The organism is Natronoflexus pectinivorans (genome assembly GCF_004345615.1).
Lineage (GTDB): Bacteria > Bacteroidota > Bacteroidia > Bacteroidales > Marinilabiliaceae > Natronoflexus > Natronoflexus pectinivorans.
The window spans coordinates 161,289-182,495 of the sequence record NZ_SLWK01000006.1; the positions used below are offsets into that span (position 1 = coordinate 161,289).

Below are 21,207 nucleotides of genomic sequence, written 5' to 3' on the forward strand. Positions count from 1 at the left end.
TAATCTATCCCGAGGTATTCGGGACTAACAATCTATTATGATGATGATTTTCTGTTAAAGAACTGGTACAACAAGCGCACACCAACACCGGTTCCTCCTGTGGGACGATAATCAATGGCCGCCATGACATAGGCAGGGCCTGCGATATCAAGATGCACCCATGGTGCATCAACAAATTTACCTAAAAATTTTCCGGCACTGATGGCTCCGCCTTCTCTTTCTCCCAGATTTTTAATATCGGCTATATCTGATTTAATGCTTTTGTCGTAATCTTCCCAGAATGGGAACCAAACAAGACGCTCGCATACTTCGTCTCCGGCATTGTTTAGTTCATTTTGAACTGTTTGGGGAGCCGTTCCCATGGCTACAATTCCGTGAATTCCTATGGCAATGGCAGCATTCCCGGTGAGAGTGGCCAAATCAATGACCAACTCAGGGTCGTACTTTTTAGAAAAACTAAGAGCATCGGCAAGGATGAGGCGACCTTCGGCATCGGTGTTGATGACTTCAACCGTGAGGCCGTTGTGCATTTTTAGTATGTCACCCGGAACGATTGCATGTCCACCAAGTCGGTTGTCGGTTGCGGGAATCAGTCCGATGACATGTACTGGGAGTTCATTGGCTGCCACAGCAGCCATTGTTCCAATTACCGATGCAGCTCCACCCATATCGCATTTCATGGTGTCCAGACTTCCGGGAGGCGTTTTTAAATTAACACCTCCTGTATCAAACATCACTCCTTTACCGGCAATCACATAGGGTTTGGAGTTGACTGCATTTTCAGGTTTCCATTCTAATACAGAAAAGGTGGGTGGGTCGATACTTCCCTTGTTTACAGCCAGTAGACCACCCATTTTGAGGCTTTCGATTTTTTTCTTGTTAAAAACTTCGGCCTTGAAGCCGAATTTTTCGGCATATTCAAGAACCAACTCGCCAAGCTTTTCAGCATTCAGATAGCCCACAGGTTCATTAACCAAATCGCGGGCGAGATAAACAGACTCAATTACGCGGGTTAGTTTTGCAATGTCGCAACCTTTTACCTGGGGGCTGACAATTAAGAATTCGTAATTAAGCGAGTTTTTTTCGCCTGTTTTATATTTGTTAAAACTGTATGCGTTAAGTGCCAAACCTTCGGCAATAGCCAGAGTGAGCGGGGGATTGCTGATTAGGTCAATGATTGCAGCTTTCTCATTTTTTTCAGCTTTCAAGCCCGATAGGATTTCTGCACCTCTGCGGCGCATTCTTTCTTTAATAATTTCAAGGGGTTCATCTATGGTTGGCTTAACCACAGCCAGTAACTGACTCAACCTGTTAATAATCACCAAAGGTGATTTCTCTTTTTCGTTTTCCCGATATTTTTTTTCGATGTATTCTATCTCCGTTTCGGAGAACATAAAGTCTTTTAACTGCTCTGTATTTTGAATTAGAAATATTTTACTGATTTCTTGCGGAACCTCCAGGGTTGCTCTAATTGTAAATGACATGTTACTGATCTTTTTTGTCTTGTTGTCTGAAATATTCACGTATGAGGACTTTCTTCAGTTCCCTGTGAATGATTAATTCGGTAATGATTTCGGGGTAGGTATTATTCGGCATATCCAATTCATATTGTCGAATCTGGTTGTTGTCAATGTCTATTCGGTACATTAACCCCAGAAATCTTGAATGGTTATTGGCAAGCATATCTGAAACATGAGTGACCATTTGCTGCGACAATTCTAAATAAAAATTACCGGTATTGCCGGAAAAACTTATATCCAGATTGAACTCTGCAAAGTCTTTTATGATCTGAGCGGCTGTTTCCCTGATTAAATCATCCCGGGAGGCAGCTGATTTAAGATGTTGCTTGGTAATGGCCGGCAGTTCCATTAGGACTCGGTTTCTGTATTTTGTGTTATGTTGGCAGGGAATTTAACCGTATAGCTTATAGCCTCAAGTTGCCAAACCAGGTTTCTTTTTTTGGGTTCATTGGGTAGAAAAACATAGCCATCGGTAACCACAACGCGGTTATTTGCAACATCATGATGTGCATAGAGAACGAAAGGACCTCCCATCAAATCTCCCACCACTTTCCAAAGTCCTCTAAGCTCAACGGCCTGGTGGTCATTAAGCTTAAATCGTTTGTAAGTGATTGGAATATCATGCTCGGTACTCATGAATGAACCCTCGTGGTGACCGGGGACATTGGCACGCAATAAAGAGTCACGTTTATTGAGAATTAATTCACGCGAGAGAGATGATTCGTCCTGATAATCAAAAGACCAGATAAACAGTCCCTGACTGGAAATATTCGTTTCGTGTGACATCCAGGTGAAATCATCCTGGCTGTTGTTTTTCCTGAAGGTGTTGGGGATGATGATGTCAATGTCCCATTTTCTTCTCACCTCTTCGGTTAAATCTGCATTTGGATAATTCCTGAAATAGCTGATGCTTCGCTGTCGCTCAGCACGCAGGAAAAATCCAAGGATACGCAATTCATTTTCATCCAGAATTTCAAGGAATTTTTCCGGGGTTCGAGCATTGATGTGAACCATATACTGCCCTCTGGCCCAGGTTGTTTCAGAGAAGAAACGAACCCCTTCGGTATCTACATCTGGCCCGATGTTGGTGATTAGCAGATTGCGAAATGTTCGCATGTTATCACTAAATGCTCTGTGCGGAGTCATTGATAAGGTGAAAATAGATTCAACCTGTGGAAGTCCTTCCATAGGTTGTCTGAGGATGTACTGTAACTGTTCTCCCGGTTCGCTGTTTCTCCATCTGTCATCCATTACAACAAGTACTTCTCCCATGCTTCCGGTGATGTTTGGCTTGTGAAATGAGCCATCTTTACAGCTTGAAGAAATAATAGCTAGTGCAGCGATTATGAATAGATGTAATATTTTCATACTGTACTTCATTTTAATAATTATCTATCTGGCAATATACAAAAAAAATACCATTAATTATGAATGGTATTTTTGCGATGTCATTTGATTCAGAGGTTTAAATTTTAGTTGTTTAGGTGGCTGCGCGGTTGCGTGCAGATTGTTAATTAGCTAACAAAGGGTACTCTTTATTAACAAAGAAAAATGGGTTTTCCTCTGGTTGATACCAGATGACAAGTTGTTGCCCTGCATAAAGATTCCGGGAATTTAAGTTGTTCCACTTCATGATGTCTTCCACCCTGACTCTGTAACTCATAGCAATACGATGGAAAAACTCTCCTCTTTGAACAGTATGCCGGGTCATTTTTTTATTATAATTAAAACCAAAGGGACGCAGGGCTTCGACCGGAGGACTGACTTCTCTGATCAGGCTTCTCCTGTTTTCTATGAAATGAATCACCTTGTCTTTGGGTATTACAATTTGAACAGGACTTTCTGTTACGGGGATAAAATCTTTGGAATATACCGGATTCAGCAATCGAATCATTTCAACAGGGATGTCAATAAACTCGCTCAATTGCTTGAATGATATGCTGAAATCCAGATTTACAAAACCAAGATCGTCGTAGGTAAAAGGAGGGTTTTTTGGAGTAATTTCGTACTCAGGATAGTAATTCATTGCATAATTTACGGCGATAAATGCCGGAATATAACCTTGTGTTTCAACAGGAAGATATGGCCTGATATCCCAATAGTCGGTTTTGCCTCCTGATTTTTCAATGGCCTCTTTTACTGCAGCTATTCCCCCGTTGTATGCTGCCAGAACAAGATTCCAGTCGTGAAAATTATCATACAGGTATTTCAGGTATTTGCAGGCTGCTTCGGTGGATTTAACCGGATCGGCTCTTTCGTCAATGTAGGAGGTCACCTGCATATCAAATAGACGTGACGCCTGAAAAAGAAACTGCCATAAACCTTTTGCCCCGGAAGTTGACCTTGCTCTGGGCTCGAGGGCTGATTCTACTACGGCAAGATATTTAAGTTCCAATGGAAGTCCCATCTTGTCAAGATATTCCTCAAATAAAGGGAAGTATAGTTCTGACCTACCAATGATTCCTGCAAGATGATCCCGCCTTCTCACGGTGTAAACATCAATATATGCCTGCACAGAGCTGTTGTATACCAAAGGCATAGGAGTTAAGGCATCCAGAATCTCCAGTCTGCTTTCCACTATTGAAGCTGACAGTTTGTTGTTTTCTTCAGATTTTAGAATAGCCGGATGAATAAAAAACAGAAGAAGAGAAACAAAAAGATACCTCATATTAATTTTCTAACTTGTGTTTTACGTCTCTGGATTTCTGTTGCTTACAGATTCTGATTACATTCCCTACAGAAATATTCATTGAATATTTCTGAAAACGAAAGGAAGCATCACGTATAATGGATTTATCTGATGTGGGTGTTTAATTACAAAGTCCACAAAGTATACAACGATTGTTGGTTATTTTGCTGAGATCTTCGGAACTTTATATAAACACTGGATACATTTTTTATGGGATCAATCCTTTATTGCATCCGGGTTTTCTTTGCTGTTTTTATCGTTGTCCTCGTCCTTTTCGTTACGGGCTTTTTTGAATTCCTTCATTCCTTGTCCAAGTCCTTTCATTAGTTCAGGAATTTTACGGCCACCAAAAAGAAGCACAACAATCAGTATGATAACAATAAGTTCCCATCCGCCGGGCATGCCTAATAAAAATAGTTGCGATGTCATAGATATTGATTTTATTTAGGTTTCAAATTTAAACAATTTTTTAATTGAAGATGTACCGGTATATATCGTTCCCGTTTGCATATAAGAGAAGTGATAATAAAAGTATCATCCCAGTCATTTGAGCATATTCCATAAACTTTTCGCTGGGTTTACGGCGTGTAATTATTTCATAAATCAAAAAGAGAACGTGCCCTCCATCTAAAGCAGGGATTGGCAAAATGTTCATAAAGGCGAGGATGATTGACAGGAATGCTGTCATAAACCAAAAGTTTTGCCAGTCCCATGATGGTGCAAAAAGGCTTCCGATGGTTCCAAAGCCTCCAATTTGTCTGGCTCCTTCACGGGTAAATACCAGGCGAAATTGACGTACATAATTTTTAAGCGTGCTTACACCTTTATTTATTCCGGCGGGCAATGCTTCAAAAAAGCCATAAGATATCTGAGTATAACCAAATATTGCATTAGGTGTTTTTGGGAAAAACCCAATTTCCCCATCATCAGTTACCTGAACCGGTATATGAAGTAGCTCCTGATTGCGATATAGACTGATGATGGCTTCACTATCTTTGCTGTTGTTCAATTCTCTGGCAAACTGGTTGAAAAAGATAGTCTTGTTGTTATTTACAGCGACTATGCTGTCGCCGGGTTTTAACCCGGCTCTGTCTGCATTGCTTCCTGATTGCAACTTATTTACAATAACCGGCAGATTAAAATCGGCAAGAACCCTTACTTCATCGGCCAATATTTGCTGCTTAAATTCTGCAGGAACGGGCAGAGTCATGATTGAGCCGTCTCTTTCAATGGTTAGCGTGGTTACATTATCAAGCAAAATGTGAGCTGCAATTGTATTAATGGTGTTAATTTTAAATGTATCAGCCATTAAAACCCTGTCCCCATCCTGCAGTCCAATTTCATGTGCTATTGGATGAAAGTAGAAGCCATATTTTGCATTTTCAGCGGGGATGTAACTTTCGCCCCATTTGAAAAGAATCATCCAAAATATGACAATGGCTGTCAGGAAGTTCACCAAAACACCACCAACCATAATCAAAAGTCGTTGCCATGCCGGTTTAGATCTAAACTCAAAAGGCTGAGGGGGTTGGTTCATCTGTTCTTTATCCATCGACTCATCAATCATGCCGGATATTTTCACATATCCGCCAAGGGGAAGCCACCCAATCCCGTACTCTGTATCACCTTTTTTAAATTTGAATAATGAAAACCAAGGATCAAAAAAGAGATAAAACTTCTCAACCCTGGTTTTGAATAAGCGGGCAAAGAAATAGTGACCAAATTCATGAAGAATGACCAATATAGAGAGGCTGAGGATGAGTTGTAGTGTTTTAATTAAAATTTCCATTAAATTCTATTTATTTTAATTTATAGTAGCTCGTTTTACTGTCTGACCTTATGGTATATTCATTATCTCAATGCTTTTTAATGTAATGTGTAAATGATTGTATTACATGGTTTTGATTATGTGTTAAGTCAGGTTTTCAAAAAGTTCAACGATCTATCGACTGACAAAGATATTCTTTTTCTAAATATCTTCATTGTTTTGGGAGAGAGATGTGTACCATTCAGGCATTATGCCTGAATGGTTATTTTATCATTTCTGTAGCAATTCTTCTGGCCTCAGCATCTGTTTCAAGATAATCCTGGAACATTGGCTTATCGATAAAAGTGCTTTTTTCAATGGTTTTTTCAATGATGTGTGACATTTCCAGAAATCCGGTACGACCTCTTAGAAAGGCATCAACTACAATTTCGTTGGCTGCGTTTAGCACGCAAGGAGCATTGCCTCCTTGTCGCATGGCCTCGAACGCCAGTGAAAGGTTTTTAAAGACATGTACGTCGGCTTTTTCAAAAGTAAGTGAGGGGTAATCGGAAAAATTAAATCTGGGAAAACTGTTTTCAATTCGTCTTGGGTATGCCATGGCGTACTGTATAGGCAGTCGCATATCGGGCAATCCCATTTGTGCTTTAATGGAGCCATCAGTGAACTGCACCATGCTGTGAATGATTGATTGCGGATGCACTACAATCTCAATTTGATCGGGTTGAAGATTGAAGAGCCATCTGGCTTCAATGGCTTCCAAGCCTTTATTCATTAGTGAGGCTGAATCAATGGTTATTTTATCACCCATTTTCCAGTTGGGATGATTCAAAGCCTGGCATTTGGTCACTTTCTTCAGGAAGTCTACACTTTTGCCCCTGAAGGGGCCGCCTGAGGCGGTAAGCATGATTTTTTCAATAATATTTCCTTTTTCACCCTGTAAACATTGAAAAATTGCAGAGTGCTCAGAATCAACTGGGATAACCGGTATCTGCTTTTTAGCGGCAAGTTCCATGATTAAGTCCCCGGCTACCACAAGCGTCTCTTTATTCGCCAGTGCAACCGGGATTCCTGCTTCAACGGCTCTTATGGTTGGCAGTAAGCCGGAAAATCCCACCATGGATGTTAGTACCATATCTATGGTTGACATAGCTGCTACTTGTTCAATGGCTTGTTCTCCTGCATAAATCTTAATGGGTTCGTTGCTGAGGGCCTCTTTTAGTTCATCGTATTTTTCTTTGTTGCCGATAACAACTACATTGGGTTGATATTCTTTGGCTTGTTTTGCCAGAAGTTCAACATTGTTGTTGGCAGTAAGCACTTCGATGGAAAATAGTTCAGGATGGGTTTTAATAACCTCCAGAGCCTGTGTCCCTATAGATCCGGTTGAACCCAATATGGCAAGACGTTTTTGCATGCAGATTTGCTTGTTTTGGTTTAGTATCTAAAAATGGACTGATTAAAACGAGATATAATCTACAGGATTCAAGGGGGTTCCGTTGTACCATAACTCAAAGTGAAGATGCGGGCCGGTGGTTAGTTCTCCAGTGTTGCCAATGCGTGCAATGGCTTCCCCTGCTTTAACGGTTTGCCCAACTTCCTTCAGAAGCGTTTCATTATGCTTATAGATGGAGAGTATGTTATTGGGATGTTGAATCTGAATAACATAACCTGTCTCAACAGTCCAGCCCGAGAAAACAACCATGCCATCCATTATGGCAGATACCCTGGTTCCTGGAGCAGCTACAATATCCACTCCATAGTGTCCCTGAGTTTCCATAAAACTGTTTACAATCAGACCTTTTATGGGACTGACAAAGAAAGTGCTCTCCAATGCTATAGCTCGGCTAGTTGGCTGTTGCATGGATAGATTAAACCGTTCCTCCCGTTCAACTTGTCTTCTGAAAAGTGAGTCAGCCTCCGACCTTGAAAATTCAATGGGCATATTGGGATCTGATGCTGCCAAAGATGGTTCATCATCAGGAGATGCAGGCTGTTCGGGAATATCTCCTCTTAATATGGTTTGGAAGTTTTGTATAAAGCGATCACGCTTCTCTAATTCAACGATCAGTGAGTCGACCCTTTGGGCATTACGAACAATCAATAGTCTTTGGTTCGCATCGGGATAGCCAGGTATGTAGTCTCTTAGGCTTGTGAAGGCAATAAGAATAGTGACCAGAATGACTAGCAAAACTCCAACAGTGCCAACGATTGTAAAAACATTTAGACGTGACAACTTTACTACAAAAACTTCTTCGTAGGTTTGTTCATTAAAGATGGCCAATCTGTATTTGCTTCTTAGTTTTTTAAGAAGTGATTTTTTCTTTTTGTTTGTACCCATTGTAACAATTTAAAAGGAACAACAAATTTATAAAATATTAGGGATACATATGGTCTTTTGCTAAGATGAATTATATTCAAAAACAAAAAGGGTTGTTGGCATACCAACAACCCTTTTTTTAGTAGCGGGGGCCAGACTCGAACTGACGACCTTTGGGTTATGAGCCCAACGAGCTACCAACTGCTCCACCCCGCAATATATTGTATGTATTTTTATTTTTTGTTTCCAGCTAAAACCGTTCTTAGCTCTCTTTTGCGGTTGCAAATATAGATACTTTATACGAACAATACAATTGTTTACTGTATTAATTTTGTGAAATATTTTATGGCCATATTGGCCTGGCTTATTAATGATAAACTAATCAGGTATTTCACTGTAAATTTTTGCAGTTCTTTGATGAGGCGATAACTGAGATTTCACACCCTTAATGTCAAATTTATTGCCATGCGCTTATTGTATCGTCAAGCTTTAGTTCATGATTGTTCGTGGAACATACTTATAATTTCTCGTTTAAAACTCCATTTTTGATAGAGTATAAGAGTGGAATCATATGAAAATTTATTGGGAGAGAGGGTGTTGGAGTGGTTCGATAAAGGTTGCAACTTTTTAATACGATTTATTTGAATGTATGTATTAAAGTTTTTTATTGCCATTTTCCCAGGAGAGATAGAAAAATCAGGTGTATTTTCCACATTGATTAAGATATATGCGTAAATTGTATAGCGTATCATTTAGGAAGTTAGATTAAAGTGATTAATGAGTAAATATTTTTAAAGAAACAATCAAAACACCTAAAATTATGGAAAATATTAAAAATGAATTAATTGAAATGATTTTGGTTTACGGACCAAGATTGTTGGGCGCGGTTATTGTATTGTTCTTGGGGTTAGAACTTATCAGATGGTTTTCAAAATGGTTCACGCGGGTTCTTGAAAAAAGGAATCTGGATGTATCTCTGCGACCTTTTCTTCGTTCGATGTTAGTAGTACTGCTTAAAGTCCTCCTGGTGATTAGTGTGATGGGAATGGTGGGAATACAAATGACCTCTTTTATTGCAATCCTAGGAGCCGCTGGTTTGGCTGTGGGGTTAGCTTTATCCGGGACTCTTCAGAACTTTGCTGGTGGTGTCATTCTTCTGATCTTTAAACCTTTTAAAGTTGGTGATTTTATCACTGCATCGGGATACTCGGGTACTGTTAATGAAATTCAAATTTTTGTAACGATTCTCAGAACTCCGGACAATAAAACTATCATTCTTCCCAATGGTTCGTTGGCAACGAATTCGCTGACAAACTTTTCGACACTTCCCACACGCCGCATTGACTGGTCGTTTGGGATAGCCTATGGTGATAGTTTTGATAAAGCAAAAGAAGTTCTTTTAAAACTCATTGGTGATGATCAGCGAATTTTAACTGATCCTGCACCATTTATAGCTCTGGGAGAATTGGGCGACAGCTCAGTAAATATTACTGTCAGAGTTTGGGTAAACGCTTCCGATTTTTGGGGTGTATTTTTTGATATGAACGAAAAAGTTTACAATACATTCCCCAAAGAAGGACTTAACATTCCATTCCCTCAAATGGATGTGCATTTGAAGAAATCAGAATAGGTAAGAAATCAAAATCACCAACGGCTGTTCCTTTGAACAGCCGTTGGCGTTTTTATTTCTAATCAGAAAGTGATTTACAGTTTTCTCGAAACTTCCACCTCTTCGTAAGATTCAATCAGGTCTCCAACCTTTATGTCGTTGTAATTATGAACATTTAATCCGCACTCAAATCCTGAAGCTACCTCTTTGGCATCTTCTTTAAAGCGTTTGAGAGATCCCAGTTCGCCAGTATATATTACAATACCGTCGCGAATGATCCGGATTTTGGAGTTTCGTCTTATTTTGCCCTCTTTCACCATACAACCGGCAACGGTTCCCACTTTTGTGATTTTGAAAGTTTCACGTACTTCCACGGTGGAGGTAATCTGCTCCTTAATCTCGGGTGAAAGCATTCCTTCCATGGCCGATTTAATCTCTTCAATGGCATCGTAAATGATGGAGTAGAGACGTATGTCGATTTGCTCCTTTTCGGCAATTTTTCTGGCTGCAAGTGATGGACGTACCTGGAAGCCGATGACGATGGCATTGGATGCTGCGGCAAGCATAATATCCGATTCCGCAATTCCTCCCACAGCCTTGTGAATCACATTCACCTGAATTTCTTCAGTTGAAAGTTTAATTAGAGAATCAGAAAGAGCCTCGATGGATCCATCTACGTCACCTTTCACAATCAGGTTCAGTTCCTGGAAGTTACCAATGGCAATGCGTCGTCCAATTTCGTCGAGTGTGATGTGCTTTTGAGCTCTCATTCCCTGCTCGCGTTGCAGTTGCAAACGTTTAGTGGCAATGTCTTTGGTCTCTTTTTCGCTCTCCATTACGTTGAATTTCTCACCAGCCTGGGGTGCTCCGTTCAAACCGAGTATCAGTACCGGATCTGATGGGCCGGCCTCTTCAATTTTTTGATTTCGCTCGTTGAACATCGCTTTTACGTGACCGTAATAGCTTCCTGCAAGAATGAGGTCTCCAACTTTTAATGTCCCTGCCTGAACCAGAAGTGTTGCAACAAACCCACGTCCTTTATCCAGTGTTGATTCAATTACCGATCCAACGGCCGGTTTAACCGGATTGGCTTTAAGTTCCAGCATCTCTGCTTCCAGAAGAACTTTCTCCAATAACTGTTTTACATTGGTTCCGTGTTTGGCTGAAACCTCCTGGCACTGATATTTTCCACCCCAGTCCTCAACCAGGTAGTTCATATTGGCGAGTGATTCCCTCACTTTGTCGGGGTTTGCACCCGGAACATCGATTTTACTGATGGCAAAAACGATGGGTACGCCTGCCGCCGATGCGTGGTTGATGGCCTCAATGGTTTGAGGCATCACGTTATCGTTAGCGGCTATGATGATGATGGCGATATCTGTAACCTGTGCTCCACGTGCACGCATGGCGGTAAAAGCCTCGTGACCCGGCGTATCCAGAAATGTGATTTTTTTACCACTATCCAGTTTTACACCGTACGCTCCAATGTGCTGAGTAATACCTCCGGCTTCACCTGCTGTGACATCCGATTTCCGGATGTAGTCCAGAAGCGATGTTTTACCGTGGTCCACGTGTCCCATTACGGTGACAATGGCGGGTCTGTCCTTCAGATCTTCCGGAGTATCCTCATATTCTGAGATGCTTTCTGCCAGATCTACGCTGACAAACTCAACTTTGTAGCCAAACTCTTCGGCCACCAGTGCAATGGTTTCTGCATCCAATCTCTGGTTGATGGATACAAACAACCCAAGACTCATACATGATGCAATGATTTGGTTTACCTGTACATCCATCATGTTGGCCAGTTCGTTGGCAGTTACAAATTCTGTTACTTTCAGAATTTTCTTTTCCTCGTCCATTCGCTCCTGTTCGGCAATATGACGTTGAGATGCCATGTCTCTTTTATCACGTCTGTGCCTTGAAGCTTTAGATTTTCCTTTGGAGGTTAACCTTGCAAGGGTATCTTTAATCTGTTTTGCAACATCCTCTTCACTCACTTCAGGACGAGCAGGGCGTTTTTTAACTTTTGGTGCCTTCTTGCGGGCTGCCGCTTTTCGTTCGGCTGATTTATCCCCCTGTTGTTGTGGAGTGCCTGTTTTTGGACCTTGTCCACCTGTTGTTTTTTCGCCTGCTGCGTTGATGTTTACGCGTTCTTTCTCCTTCTTAATTCGCTTCCTCTTCTTTTTACGGCCTTTCTTATCGTCACGGTTATCTCCGTTTCGGGTGTCTTTAGGAAGTTCAATTTTTCCAACAACGGTGGGCCCTGTCAGCTTTTTTATTTTGGTTGGAACAAAGTCTGAATCTTTGTTCTCTTGTGATGCAGCTTTTACTTTTGGTTCTTCTTGTTTCGGTGCAGGAGTTTCCACTTTGGTTTCTTTTGCCGGTTGTTCGGCTTTTACAGGAACCTCTTTTTTAATATCTGTGGCCGTTTTCTCTTCTTTTACCGGTTGAGCCTGCTCTTTTGGCTTCTCCTCTTTTTTTGGTTCAGCTTCTTTGGCTTTAGGTTTTTTATCAAGATCAATTTTCCCAACAACCCGGGGTTCTTCAACCGGTTTCTTAACTGAAACCGGTATGTGTTCAGGTTCTGGTTTTGAAGTCTCTTTTGGCTTGGGTGCTTCTTCTTTCTTTGGAGTTGGCTTTTCTGCAGCAGGTTTGGGCTCTTCTTTTGGAGGAGCTGGTTTTTCCTGTGGTTTCGGTGCAGGTTTCTTTTCAAGATCTATCTTCCCGACAACCTTTACATCCACATTTTTTCTCACCTGTGGCTTAAGAACTTCATCTATATCTTCATCCTCCTCGTCAGAAATCTCGTCTTCTTTCTTAACCTTATCAATAGAGATGGTCTCTTTTTTCTCTTTCAGTTTGCGTTCGATTAACTCTTCTGAAGCTTTTTTTACGCTCAAATCCTGCTTGAACTCGTTTTTAAGAAGTTCAAATATTTCTGGTGAAACTTTGGTGTTTGGATTCACATCAATTTCAACCCCCTTCTTTTGAAGGAAGTCAACGATGGTACTTGTACCAACGTTCAATTCTTTTGCAACTTTGCTGAGTCTTTGTCCAACTGCCATAAAAGGAACTTTCAGTTAAATTTCTGGTGATAAAAGGATATTGGTTAATCTGTTATTTTTGACAAAGATAAGTGAATTATTCAAATTCAGATTTTAATATGCTTACAACATCCCTGATGGTTTCTTCCTCCAGGTCGGTTCGTTTAGCTAAATCTTCAACTGTCAAATCAAGAACAGACTTTGCTGTGTCGCATCCAATGGATTTGAGTGCTTCCAGAATCCAGTCTTCAATTTCATCGGCGAATTCATCCAATGATACATCTTCCTCTTCTTCTTCGCCTTCTGTTTCACGATACACATCCAGTTCGTAGCCGCATAACTGGCTGGCCAGACGGATGTTGAGGCCACCTTTCCCAATGGCCAGAGAAACTTCTTCAGGTTTAAGATAAACCTGTGCTCGTTTGGTATCTTCAAATAATTTGATGCTCGAAATCTTTGCTGGATTCAGAGCACGCTGTATAAACAACTGTGTATTGGTTGTGTAATTTATTACGTCGATGTTCTCGTTTCGCAATTCACGAACAATTCCATGGATTCTCGAACCTTTCATTCCTACACAAGCTCCAACAGGGTCGATGCGATCATCGTAGGATTCAACAGCCACTTTTGCTCTTTCGCCCGGCTGGCGTACAATTTTCTTGATGGTGATTAGTCCGTCGTGTATTTCGGGTACTTCAAGTTCGAACAATCTTTCAAGGAATGCTTCTGCGGTTCGGGATATGATGATGAGCGGATTGTTGTTGCGTATTTCAACTCTCACAACTACAGCTCTGATGGAATCTCCCTTACGGTAGAAATCTGATGGAATCTGTTCTAATTTAGGTAAAATGAGTTCATTTCCTTCATCGTCCAGAACCAGAATTTCACGTTTCCAAATTTGGTAAACTTCCCCGGTTATGATTTCACCAATCTTTTCCTTGTATTTATTATAGATGGCATCTTTCTGCAGCTCCATAATTCTGGTGGAGAGGTTTTGTCTGAGCGTTAAGATGGCTCTGCGACCAAAATCAATGAATTTAACTTCATCGGTAACTTCTTCACCCACTTCATAGTCTTCATCAATCTTTTTTGCCTCCGTTAAAGAGATCTGGAGATTGCTGTCAGTCAGTTCATCATCGGCAACAACCTCGCGATTCCGCCAAATTTCGAAATCTCCCTTGTCGGTATTGATAATGACGTCAAAGTTTTCGTCGGTTCCAAACAGTTTTATTAAAACACTGCGGAAGGAGTCCTCCAGAACACGGATCAGTGTAACACGGTCTATGCTCTTAAGCTCCTTAAATTCCGAAAAAGTATCGATGAGATTGATATTTTCCATTGCCAGCTATCTATATTCTTATTTAAACTTTATTACCTCTTTCACTGATTTAACGTCTTCAAAATTAAAATCATGATCTATAACCTGCAACTCTTTACGCTTTTTTCCTTCAGGTTTAACCATTTTTTCTTCTTTTAATCGAAATCCGTTTTCGTCTGCCTGACTCAAAACTCCTGAGATCTTACGACCGTCGGTGGTCAGCACTTCTATCTCCTTGCCAATAATTTTCAGGTATTGGCGAAGGATTTTCAATGGTTGTCCAATTCCGGGGGATGAAACCTCCAGTTCAAAATCCTCAGATTCCCGATCCAGAGATTGCTCAATCAAACGCGATAATGATACGCAATATTCAATGGGCACTCCCTGTTCACTGTCGATTTCAACCTGAATCCGGTTCCCGGATTTAACAACAACATCCACGATGTAAAAGCCATCGGCTTCTACTTTTTCCCGGATTATTTCTGTTATTTTTTCGTTTGAAATCATAAATTATAATAGTAATAAAATAGGGGACGGTAAGTCCCCTAGTTCCTTTCAGTCCTAAATTCGCCACAAATGTAATGATGAATAGTTAATTTTCCAAATATATTACTAATTGTCAGCAGTTCTGTATTGATTTTTGTATCATTGTAGCTTATGGTTTAAATAGCTATGCTATTTATAATTGAAAGAATCTCCATTAAGCATGTTGATTTGATAAGTAAATTCATTCTCAGCTTTTATTGATAAACCAGATTAATGTTGTCCGGCAGAATTTTAGAGATTTCTCCCTTTGGTCGAAATGACATGGTTTTGTGGTTTTATGCTTTGAATGGGTTTAGTAACGGCTTTGCTGTTACTAAACCCATTCAATTAAAATCTAAGTAGCTGTCATTCCGAACGAAGAGAGGAATCTAAACTCAAGTTTTTTGATTAATTATTTTTTTATCAGACATCAGTGAATCTAAATGTTTCGTTTGTTTGGATTAAATTCAATTAACGAGTGGATTTTACACAAATATGTATTTGTTTAAAATATTTTATCTATAATTGTATAACTAGTAAAAATTCTCTTTTGTGTAATGAATATTTCCTTTTGATTAACACTGTTTTTGGTCATATTTATGAAAAATATACTAACTCTATCCTATCTTCTTATTTTATTTCCAGCCATTTTAACGGGGCAATCGCATGATGCAGAGTTAATTTCATTAAGAACTTCAGTTTCGATTAACAGAGGTAGGTTGATTACGAATAATCACTTTGAGATTAAAATCAACAATAGAGGAGGAGAGAGGTATACTGATGTGGTAATTCCTTTTTCGACTATGAACAGAGTCTCAAATATTGAGGCTTTTATTTTGGATGCCAACGGAAATGAGGTGAAAAAACTTAGCAGACGTGACATCAAAGAGAGAAGCACGGTCTCTGGAATATCATTTTATCGGGATCGCAAGGAGAAGTACTTCACCCTAAATCATCATGAATATCCTTACACATTAGTTTACAGCTTTCAAATGCGGCAGCGCGAGTTTGTGTATTTAGCCAGTTGGACTCCTGTTTTAAATCTGGATGTACCTACCCGGCATGCAACTCTTGAAGTGGATATTCCCGTATCATTCGAAATAAATATTCATAAGCAGTTCATTGATCAGTATTCTTTCAAAGAATCTGAGGACAGGATGTTCCATCGTTGGGAGACTACTTATGAGGAACTTATTGTTCCTGAAAATTATTCTCCATCGCTTCATCAGTTTCTGCCTTCTGTGGATGTTGTTCCATTGCACTTTAAATATGCTAAAAACGGATCTCAAACAAGTTGGGTTGAATTTGGGAATTGGCAATACTCTCTATTAGAAGGTAAGTCAGATTTGCCTGTTGCAGAAAAGTTGAAAATTAATTCTTTGGTTGCGGAAGTTAATTGCAAAAGGGAGAAAACTAACATTCTATATGAGTATCTTCAAAACACTACAAGATATGTAAACGTTTCGATTGAAACTGGTGGGTTAAATCCTTATCCTGCGTCCTATGTCGCACGAAACAGATATGGTGATTGTAAAGCATTAACCAATTATTTTAAAGCAGTTTTGGAGCATGTTGGAGTTCCTTCTTATTACACTTTAATATGGGCAGGAGATAGGAGGGTGCGACCAATAAATAAGGAGTTCCCGGCAACACAGTTTAATCATGCTATATTAGGTGTTTTTTTAGACGGTGATACCATATGGTTGGATTGTACAAGTAAAGGGCCTTTTAATTATCCCGGCACATTTAACCAGAATAGAGAAGCTTTATTGATAGACAAAAACAATAGTCGTTTCGTTGATATTCCTGCATTTAAAAAAGCTGATGTAAAAAGAGAACGACTGTTCAGTTTCTCTTCGCCGTCCAATTCTCGCTCAAGTGTTTCCATTGCCACAGTATACAGAGGTGCTGAGTTTGAAACACTATACATGGCTGAAAGATTCATGCAACGCAATACCCGAGATCAGTTTTTGCGGAATGAGTTTTTAATCAAGGGATTTGATGTTATTGGTTTTGATTTAAAAGAGCCAGACTTTTTTAATCAAGAGGTTGCTTTTGAGCAGGTGGCTTCTTCGAGAAATACGTTTGTCAAAGTTGGTGAAGATCAAATGTTGATTAGAATATTGCCTCTAAATATTCCTGCTTTTGTGAGTTCTGAAGAAAGGAAATTGCCTGTTAAATTGGATGTACCCATATATTATTCAGATGTTATTGAATACAACCTGCCTGAAGGTTACATTTTTATCGAAGAAGATACCGAGCATGTAATCAGGGATAAAGCTGGATATTATAGATGGGCTTCAAGCTATAGTCAAGGTAAGATTACTGTAGAAAAGGAGTTTTTTCTTAATCAGGGGGAGTATACTTCCGAAGACTACATAGGTTTGTATGAATTCACAAAGCAGGTTCGAAGCCTAGAGTCTAATGGATCTGTGCTCATTCATAAATCAAAAGATATTTAAATCTCAAACAGGAGTAATAAATTTCAGGCTATGCTAATCAGGGGCTTATCAATACAGGATTCCTAAATAATATAACCATACACTTAAGGCATTGAAGTGAATTGTATCTTGATTGTCAGATTGTTTTTTCTAAAAATTAATGTAAACCTTCAATAATCTCTAAACTAAATCTGTTATGAAACTATTTCTTCTGTTTCTTTTCTTGTATTCTTGTTTGGCATCTGATATACTCTCAGCTGGAGCACCAGGAGCTTACGGATCAATTACCATTGCTGATTTTAACACTGTAAGTGAAAATGAAGATGCCGATGCAGTGGTGCTTTTCGATATTGGGAAATCAATTTTTGTACAAACTCAAAACGGCTTTGAAGTGGAATTTGAGCGTGTTACTCGTATTCATATACTTTCAGAGGCTGGAGTTAAATGGGCAAATGTTCAAATCCCCTACTATCAGGGGGGCTCTGCAAATGAGAGAGTTTCTGAGATCTCTGGGAATACATATAATCTGACCAACAATCTAATAAATCGGTCTTCCATTGATGACTCCAATATTTTTGATGAACAAATAAATGAATACTGGGGTCAGAGAAAATTTGCATTGCAGGATGTTAGGGTGGGGTCAATAATTGAATACAAATATATTGTTCGGACTCCAAATGTTTTCAGATTAAAGGATTGGGAATTTCAATGGAGGATTCCTGTTGAGTACAGCGAATATGAACTAAGAGTGGTTCCTTTTTATGAGTATCAGTACATTCTACAGGGAGCTAATAGCTTCCATAGCTCGAGATCAAGAGTCGATAGAAGATTCAAAAGAAACTTCTCCGGAATAGAGTATAATGACATGGTTCATAATTTTGTCATGAAAGATCTCCGACCATTTAATGATGAAGAATTCATCTCGTCCATCAATGATTATATCATAAAAATTAATTTTCAACTATCAAAAATCATTTATCCGTCAGGTCGAATAGAGCAGATAGTAACAACATGGCCAGATATGATTAACGATTTGTCGAAACATCCTGATTTTGGGCGCTATGTAAATCGATCAAGGCGCGACGCTTCGCGCATTTTGGATGTAAAATCGATTTCTGAAAAGCCAGAGAAGGAACGCTTTGAATATGTAATGAACCAGGTTAAACAGCATTTTAGGTGGAATAATTTTCATGGAAAGTTTGCAACCAAAACTCCCCGGAACTTAATTAGAGACGGACATGGATCCTGCGCAGATATTAATTTGTTTGCAGTCGGCGCTTTAAGAGCGGTTGGGATAGAGGCAGACCCTGTAATAATCAGTACACGGGATCATGGATTGGTCTATTATGATTATCCATTTAGTCATTTCTTTAATTATGTAATCATTTCTGCAAACGTTGATGGCGAAAAAATTCTTTCTGATGCAACTTCCCGAATGGTTCCAAATAATCGCATCCCTTTAAAATGTATCAACTTTAAAGGGTTGAAAATTAATACTGATAAGGAAGAGTGGGTGGATCTGACATTTGAAAAGCCTTCGGAAAAAGCATTGGTCTTCAACATGTCTCTGAGTGAGTCTGGATTAAGTGTCGATGCATCTAAAACAGCGACAGAGTTTGACGCAGTTTATTACAGGACTAATTATGGTGATGACAAAAACAACCTATTGAACCAATTGAAAAATTCCCAATTTGAAATTGATGAATCATCAATAGAAGTAGAAAATCAGTGGGAGGTTGATCAGCCCTGGAAACTCAGATTTTCATTTCTTGCTAAAACAGATGATTTACAGGACAGAGTCATGATTTCACCTTTTGTTGGCTATGTTATGAATGATAACCCTTTAAAGCAGAATCAGAGGACGTATCCAATTGATAAGGTATACTCTGCTAAGCGCACTTTTCAATCTACATTAAAAATTCCTGAAGGTTATGATATAGAAGTATTGCCGGACAACTTGAATTTTAGCAATGATATTTTTGAGATAAGCTATAATATTAATAGAAATGGTGATGACTTAATTGTTTCTTTTTCATATTGGTTTAAACATGCCATTTATCCTGCGAGAGATTATGGAAGATTAAAAGCCTACTATTCTGAAATCGTAAAAAAAGGCAATGAGAATATAGTATTGAAAAGAATTTAATCAGAAATTGAATATTTACCTTGCAAAACATCAGTATATTTACAGCTCCATTCTACTTAAAATGAGAATGGAGCTGTTGATTAATTAGATATTATTTTTTAGGATGACCAAAAAAGAGCAATCCTTATCGGAGTTAGGTATTTATGGACTTGTGGATTATGTGAACGAGAAAGTCCGTCATATCAATGGTTCAACATTGCAGGGAATTGGAGATGATGCTTCTGTTTTGGACCTGCCGTCCCGGCAGATTGTGACCAACACCTTATTATTAGAGGGAATTCATTTCGACCTTGTTTATCATCCGCTTCAGCATTTGGGTTATAAATCTGTGGTGGCCTCCATTTTGGATATTTATGCAATGAACGCAAAGCCTGAACAGGTTTATGTGAGTGTTGGCCTCAGTAATAAGATGGATTTTCAGCGGGTTGATCAACTGATTGACGGAGTGTTATCGGCATGTCAGACTTATGGTGTTGACTTGGCCGGGTTCAAACCAACGGCATCGTTAACCGGATTGACCATTTCAGTGACCTCTTCGGGCACAGCTGAGCCATCAGACACCGTTTTGCGCAAAACAGCAAAACCAACCGACTTGATTTGTGTGTCAGGTGATTTGGGAGGAGCTCTGATGGGACTGCATTTGCTCGAAAGGGAGAAACGTGTTCTAAAGGGGAAGGCGGAGACTGAGCCTGATTTTGGAAACAATGATTATGTATTAAAACGACAGTTGAAGCCTGAAATTCCTCTTACAGTATTTGATTTTTTTAGAAAAAATCGAATATCTCCCACCTCCATGGTGGCTGTAAAAGAGGGCTTGGCAACATCAGCTTTGCTGATGTGCGAGGCTGCAAAAGTGGGTTGTCATATTTATGAGAATAAGATTCCTTTAAATCAAAATACCTTAAAGGCTGCCAATGAGCTGAACTTTAATCCTCTGGTGGCCGCACTCAATGGAGGTGAAGATTATGAACTGCTCTTTACCATCTCCTTTTCCGATTTTGAAAAAATCGGAAATCAATTTCCAGAGGGAATTTCCGCAATTGGGTATGTTGCAGATGCCGAAAAAGGGAGGCGTCTGATTACTTCATCTGACGAAGAGATTGATCTAACTGCTCAAGGGTGGGGAACAAACGGGATGAAAAGCTAAAGGGGTGATATGTTTTAGGGTTGAATGGTTATAGGGTTAGAAACTGCAATTATTAAAAGTTAAACTCCATGTTTGAATTTATTTCAGGAAAGGTGGTGGAAAGTAGTCCTGCGCATGTTGTTCTTGAGAACAACGGGCTTGGATATTTTGTCAATATTTCCCTGACCACTTATACCTCCTTAAAGGAATTGAAAGAAACGTCTCTTTATATTCATGAGAATATCCGTGAGGACGCCTATACGCTATATGGTTTCCATTCAAGAGTTGAACGCGAACTTTTCCGACATCTCATTTCTGTCTCAGGAATTGGAGCCAACACTGCACGCATGATGCTTTCATCGCTTCCTCCTGACGAATTAAGAGTTTCCATTTTATCAGGAAATGTCAACCAGCTGAAAGGGATTAAAGGCATAGGGCTTAAAACTGCTCAAAGAGTAATTGTCGACTTAAAAGACAAACTAGGGAAAGAGAGCATCGATGAAAAATTATTTGCTGATTCGGACAATACGGTTCGTGATGAAGCGTTATCTGCATTAGTAATGTTAGGGTTTGCAAAAGCTGCATCCCAAAAAGCGGTTGATAAAATTTTATCTTCGCAGCCGGACTGCCGGGTGGAACAAATAATAAAGCAGGCTTTGAAAATGTTGTAATTGATTAAAATTCAGAAGAGTCCTGTGAAAATC

Annotated in this window: 16 protein-coding genes and 1 tRNA gene; 5 read left to right on the plus strand and 12 right to left on the minus strand. The window is 39.5% G+C overall.

Annotation, left to right across the window (positions count from 1 at the left end; genetic code table 11):
* Positions 1-35: 35 nt before the first annotated feature.
* From EV194_RS09875 to EV194_RS09915, 9 genes are all read right to left on the minus strand, one after another.
* Positions 36-1,484: a leucyl aminopeptidase family protein gene (locus EV194_RS09875; protein WP_207915987.1), complete on the minus strand. Its 1,449-nt coding sequence runs from the start codon at positions 1,482-1,484 to the stop codon at positions 36-38.
* A gap of 1 nt (position 1,485) precedes the next feature.
* Entirely contained in the window at positions 1,486-1,869 is a 384-nt protein-coding gene (locus EV194_RS09880) for a hypothetical protein (RefSeq protein WP_132433875.1), read from the minus strand.
* A complete protein-coding gene (locus tag EV194_RS09885) occupies positions 1,869-2,888 on the minus strand; it encodes a DUF4837 family protein (protein ID WP_243699380.1) in 1,020 nt (339 codons plus the stop codon). Before EV194_RS09885 ends, EV194_RS09880 begins: the two co-directional genes overlap by 1 nt.
* A 142-nt stretch (positions 2,889-3,030) precedes the next feature.
* Positions 3,031-4,188, minus strand: coding sequence for a lytic transglycosylase domain-containing protein (locus tag EV194_RS09890; RefSeq protein ID WP_132433877.1), 1,158 nt, complete (start codon positions 4,186-4,188; stop codon positions 3,031-3,033).
* Positions 4,189-4,425: 237 nt separating this feature from the next.
* A complete protein-coding gene (gene tatA / locus EV194_RS09895; protein WP_132433878.1) occupies positions 4,426-4,638 on the minus strand; it encodes a twin-arginine translocase TatA/TatE family subunit in 213 nt (70 codons plus the stop codon).
* A 40-nt stretch (positions 4,639-4,678) separates the two neighbouring features.
* Positions 4,679-5,998, minus strand: a complete 1,320-nt coding sequence (gene rseP / locus EV194_RS09900; protein ID WP_132433879.1) for an RIP metalloprotease RseP — start codon at positions 5,996-5,998, stop codon at positions 4,679-4,681.
* A 241-nt stretch (positions 5,999-6,239) separates the two neighbouring features.
* On the minus strand, positions 6,240-7,391 hold the full coding sequence (locus tag EV194_RS09905; RefSeq protein ID WP_132433880.1) for a 1-deoxy-D-xylulose-5-phosphate reductoisomerase: 1,152 nt from the start codon (positions 7,389-7,391) through the stop codon (positions 6,240-6,242).
* Positions 7,392-7,433: 42 nt separating this feature from the next.
* The gene (locus EV194_RS09910) at positions 7,434-8,315 is read right to left on the minus strand and encodes a M23 family metallopeptidase (RefSeq protein ID WP_132433881.1); all 882 of its coding nucleotides are present in this window, start codon (positions 8,313-8,315) and stop codon (positions 7,434-7,436) included.
* 122 nt (positions 8,316-8,437) lie between these two features.
* Positions 8,438-8,510, minus strand: a tRNA-Met gene (locus EV194_RS09915).
* Between the two features lie 604 nt (positions 8,511-9,114).
* Here EV194_RS09915 and EV194_RS09920 point away from each other — a divergent pair.
* Positions 9,115-9,924 (plus strand): mechanosensitive ion channel family protein, encoded by an 810-nt coding sequence (locus EV194_RS09920; protein ID WP_132433882.1) that lies wholly within the window; start codon positions 9,115-9,117, stop codon positions 9,922-9,924.
* Between the two features lie 74 nt (positions 9,925-9,998).
* Here EV194_RS09920 and infB read toward each other — a convergent pair whose 3' ends face one another.
* The 3 genes from infB to rimP all read right to left on the minus strand — a co-directional run bounded on the left by infB (position 9,999) and on the right by rimP (position 14,772).
* Positions 9,999-12,968, minus strand: a complete 2,970-nt coding sequence (gene infB, locus EV194_RS09925) for a translation initiation factor IF-2 (RefSeq protein ID WP_132433883.1) — start codon at positions 12,966-12,968, stop codon at positions 9,999-10,001.
* A 76-nt stretch (positions 12,969-13,044) separates the two neighbouring features.
* Positions 13,045-14,286: a transcription termination factor NusA gene (gene nusA, locus EV194_RS09930; RefSeq protein ID WP_079556486.1), complete on the minus strand. Its 1,242-nt coding sequence runs from the start codon at positions 14,284-14,286 to the stop codon at positions 13,045-13,047.
* Between the two features lie 18 nt (positions 14,287-14,304).
* Positions 14,305-14,772, minus strand: a complete 468-nt coding sequence (gene rimP / locus EV194_RS09935; protein ID WP_132433884.1) for a ribosome assembly cofactor RimP — start codon at positions 14,770-14,772, stop codon at positions 14,305-14,307.
* Between the two features lie 617 nt (positions 14,773-15,389).
* Here rimP and EV194_RS09940 point away from each other — a divergent pair.
* From EV194_RS09940 to ruvA, 4 genes are all read left to right on the plus strand, one after another.
* Positions 15,390-17,252 carry a DUF3857 domain-containing transglutaminase family protein gene (locus tag EV194_RS09940; RefSeq protein WP_132433885.1) on the plus strand — a complete coding sequence of 621 codons (1,863 nt, stop codon included), beginning with the start codon at positions 15,390-15,392 and terminating at the stop codon, positions 17,250-17,252.
* Between the two features lie 175 nt (positions 17,253-17,427).
* On the plus strand, positions 17,428-19,377 hold the full coding sequence (locus tag EV194_RS09945) for a DUF3857 domain-containing protein (protein ID WP_132433886.1): 1,950 nt from the start codon (positions 17,428-17,430) through the stop codon (positions 19,375-19,377).
* Positions 19,378-19,480: 103 nt separating this feature from the next.
* Positions 19,481-20,524, plus strand: a complete 1,044-nt coding sequence (gene thiL / locus EV194_RS09950) for a thiamine-phosphate kinase (RefSeq protein ID WP_132433887.1) — start codon at positions 19,481-19,483, stop codon at positions 20,522-20,524.
* A 68-nt stretch (positions 20,525-20,592) separates the two neighbouring features.
* On the plus strand, positions 20,593-21,174 hold the full coding sequence (ruvA, locus tag EV194_RS09955) for a Holliday junction branch migration protein RuvA (protein ID WP_132433888.1): 582 nt from the start codon (positions 20,593-20,595) through the stop codon (positions 21,172-21,174).
* The last annotated feature ends 33 nt before the right edge of the window (positions 21,175-21,207 follow it).

Excerpts from the sequence above, each read along its gene's own strand:
- infB (WP_132433883.1), bottom strand. The coding sequence starts at position 12,968 with ATGGCAGTTGGACAAAGACTCAGCAAAGTTGCAAAAGAATTGAACGTT.
- EV194_RS09940 (WP_132433885.1), top strand. The coding sequence starts at position 15,390 with ATGAAAAATATACTAACTCTATCCTATCTTCTTATTTTATTTCCAGCC.
- EV194_RS09945 (WP_132433886.1), top strand. The coding sequence starts at position 17,428 with ATGAAACTATTTCTTCTGTTTCTTTTCTTGTATTCTTGTTTGGCATCT.
- rimP (WP_132433884.1), bottom strand. The coding sequence starts at position 14,772 with ATGATTTCAAACGAAAAAATAACAGAAATAATCCGGGAAAAAGTAGAA.
- ruvA (WP_132433888.1), top strand. The coding sequence starts at position 20,593 with ATGTTTGAATTTATTTCAGGAAAGGTGGTGGAAAGTAGTCCTGCGCAT.
- EV194_RS09920 (WP_132433882.1), top strand. The coding sequence starts at position 9,115 with ATGGAAAATATTAAAAATGAATTAATTGAAATGATTTTGGTTTACGGA.
- EV194_RS09885 (WP_243699380.1), bottom strand. The coding sequence starts at position 2,888 with ATGAAAATATTACATCTATTCATAATCGCTGCACTAGCTATTATTTCT.
- rseP (WP_132433879.1), bottom strand. The coding sequence starts at position 5,998 with ATGGAAATTTTAATTAAAACACTACAACTCATCCTCAGCCTCTCTATA.
- nusA (WP_079556486.1), bottom strand. The coding sequence starts at position 14,286 with ATGGAAAATATCAATCTCATCGATACTTTTTCGGAATTTAAGGAGCTT.
- thiL (WP_132433887.1), top strand. The coding sequence starts at position 19,481 with ATGACCAAAAAAGAGCAATCCTTATCGGAGTTAGGTATTTATGGACTT.
- EV194_RS09910 (WP_132433881.1), bottom strand. The coding sequence starts at position 8,315 with ATGGGTACAAACAAAAAGAAAAAATCACTTCTTAAAAAACTAAGAAGC.
- EV194_RS09880 (WP_132433875.1), bottom strand. The coding sequence starts at position 1,869 with ATGGAACTGCCGGCCATTACCAAGCAACATCTTAAATCAGCTGCCTCC.
- EV194_RS09890 (WP_132433877.1), bottom strand. The coding sequence starts at position 4,188 with ATGAGGTATCTTTTTGTTTCTCTTCTTCTGTTTTTTATTCATCCGGCT.
- EV194_RS09875 (WP_207915987.1), bottom strand. The coding sequence starts at position 1,484 with ATGTCATTTACAATTAGAGCAACCCTGGAGGTTCCGCAAGAAATCAGT.
- EV194_RS09905 (WP_132433880.1), bottom strand. The coding sequence starts at position 7,391 with ATGCAAAAACGTCTTGCCATATTGGGTTCAACCGGATCTATAGGGACA.
- tatA (WP_132433878.1), bottom strand. The coding sequence starts at position 4,638 with ATGACATCGCAACTATTTTTATTAGGCATGCCCGGCGGATGGGAACTT.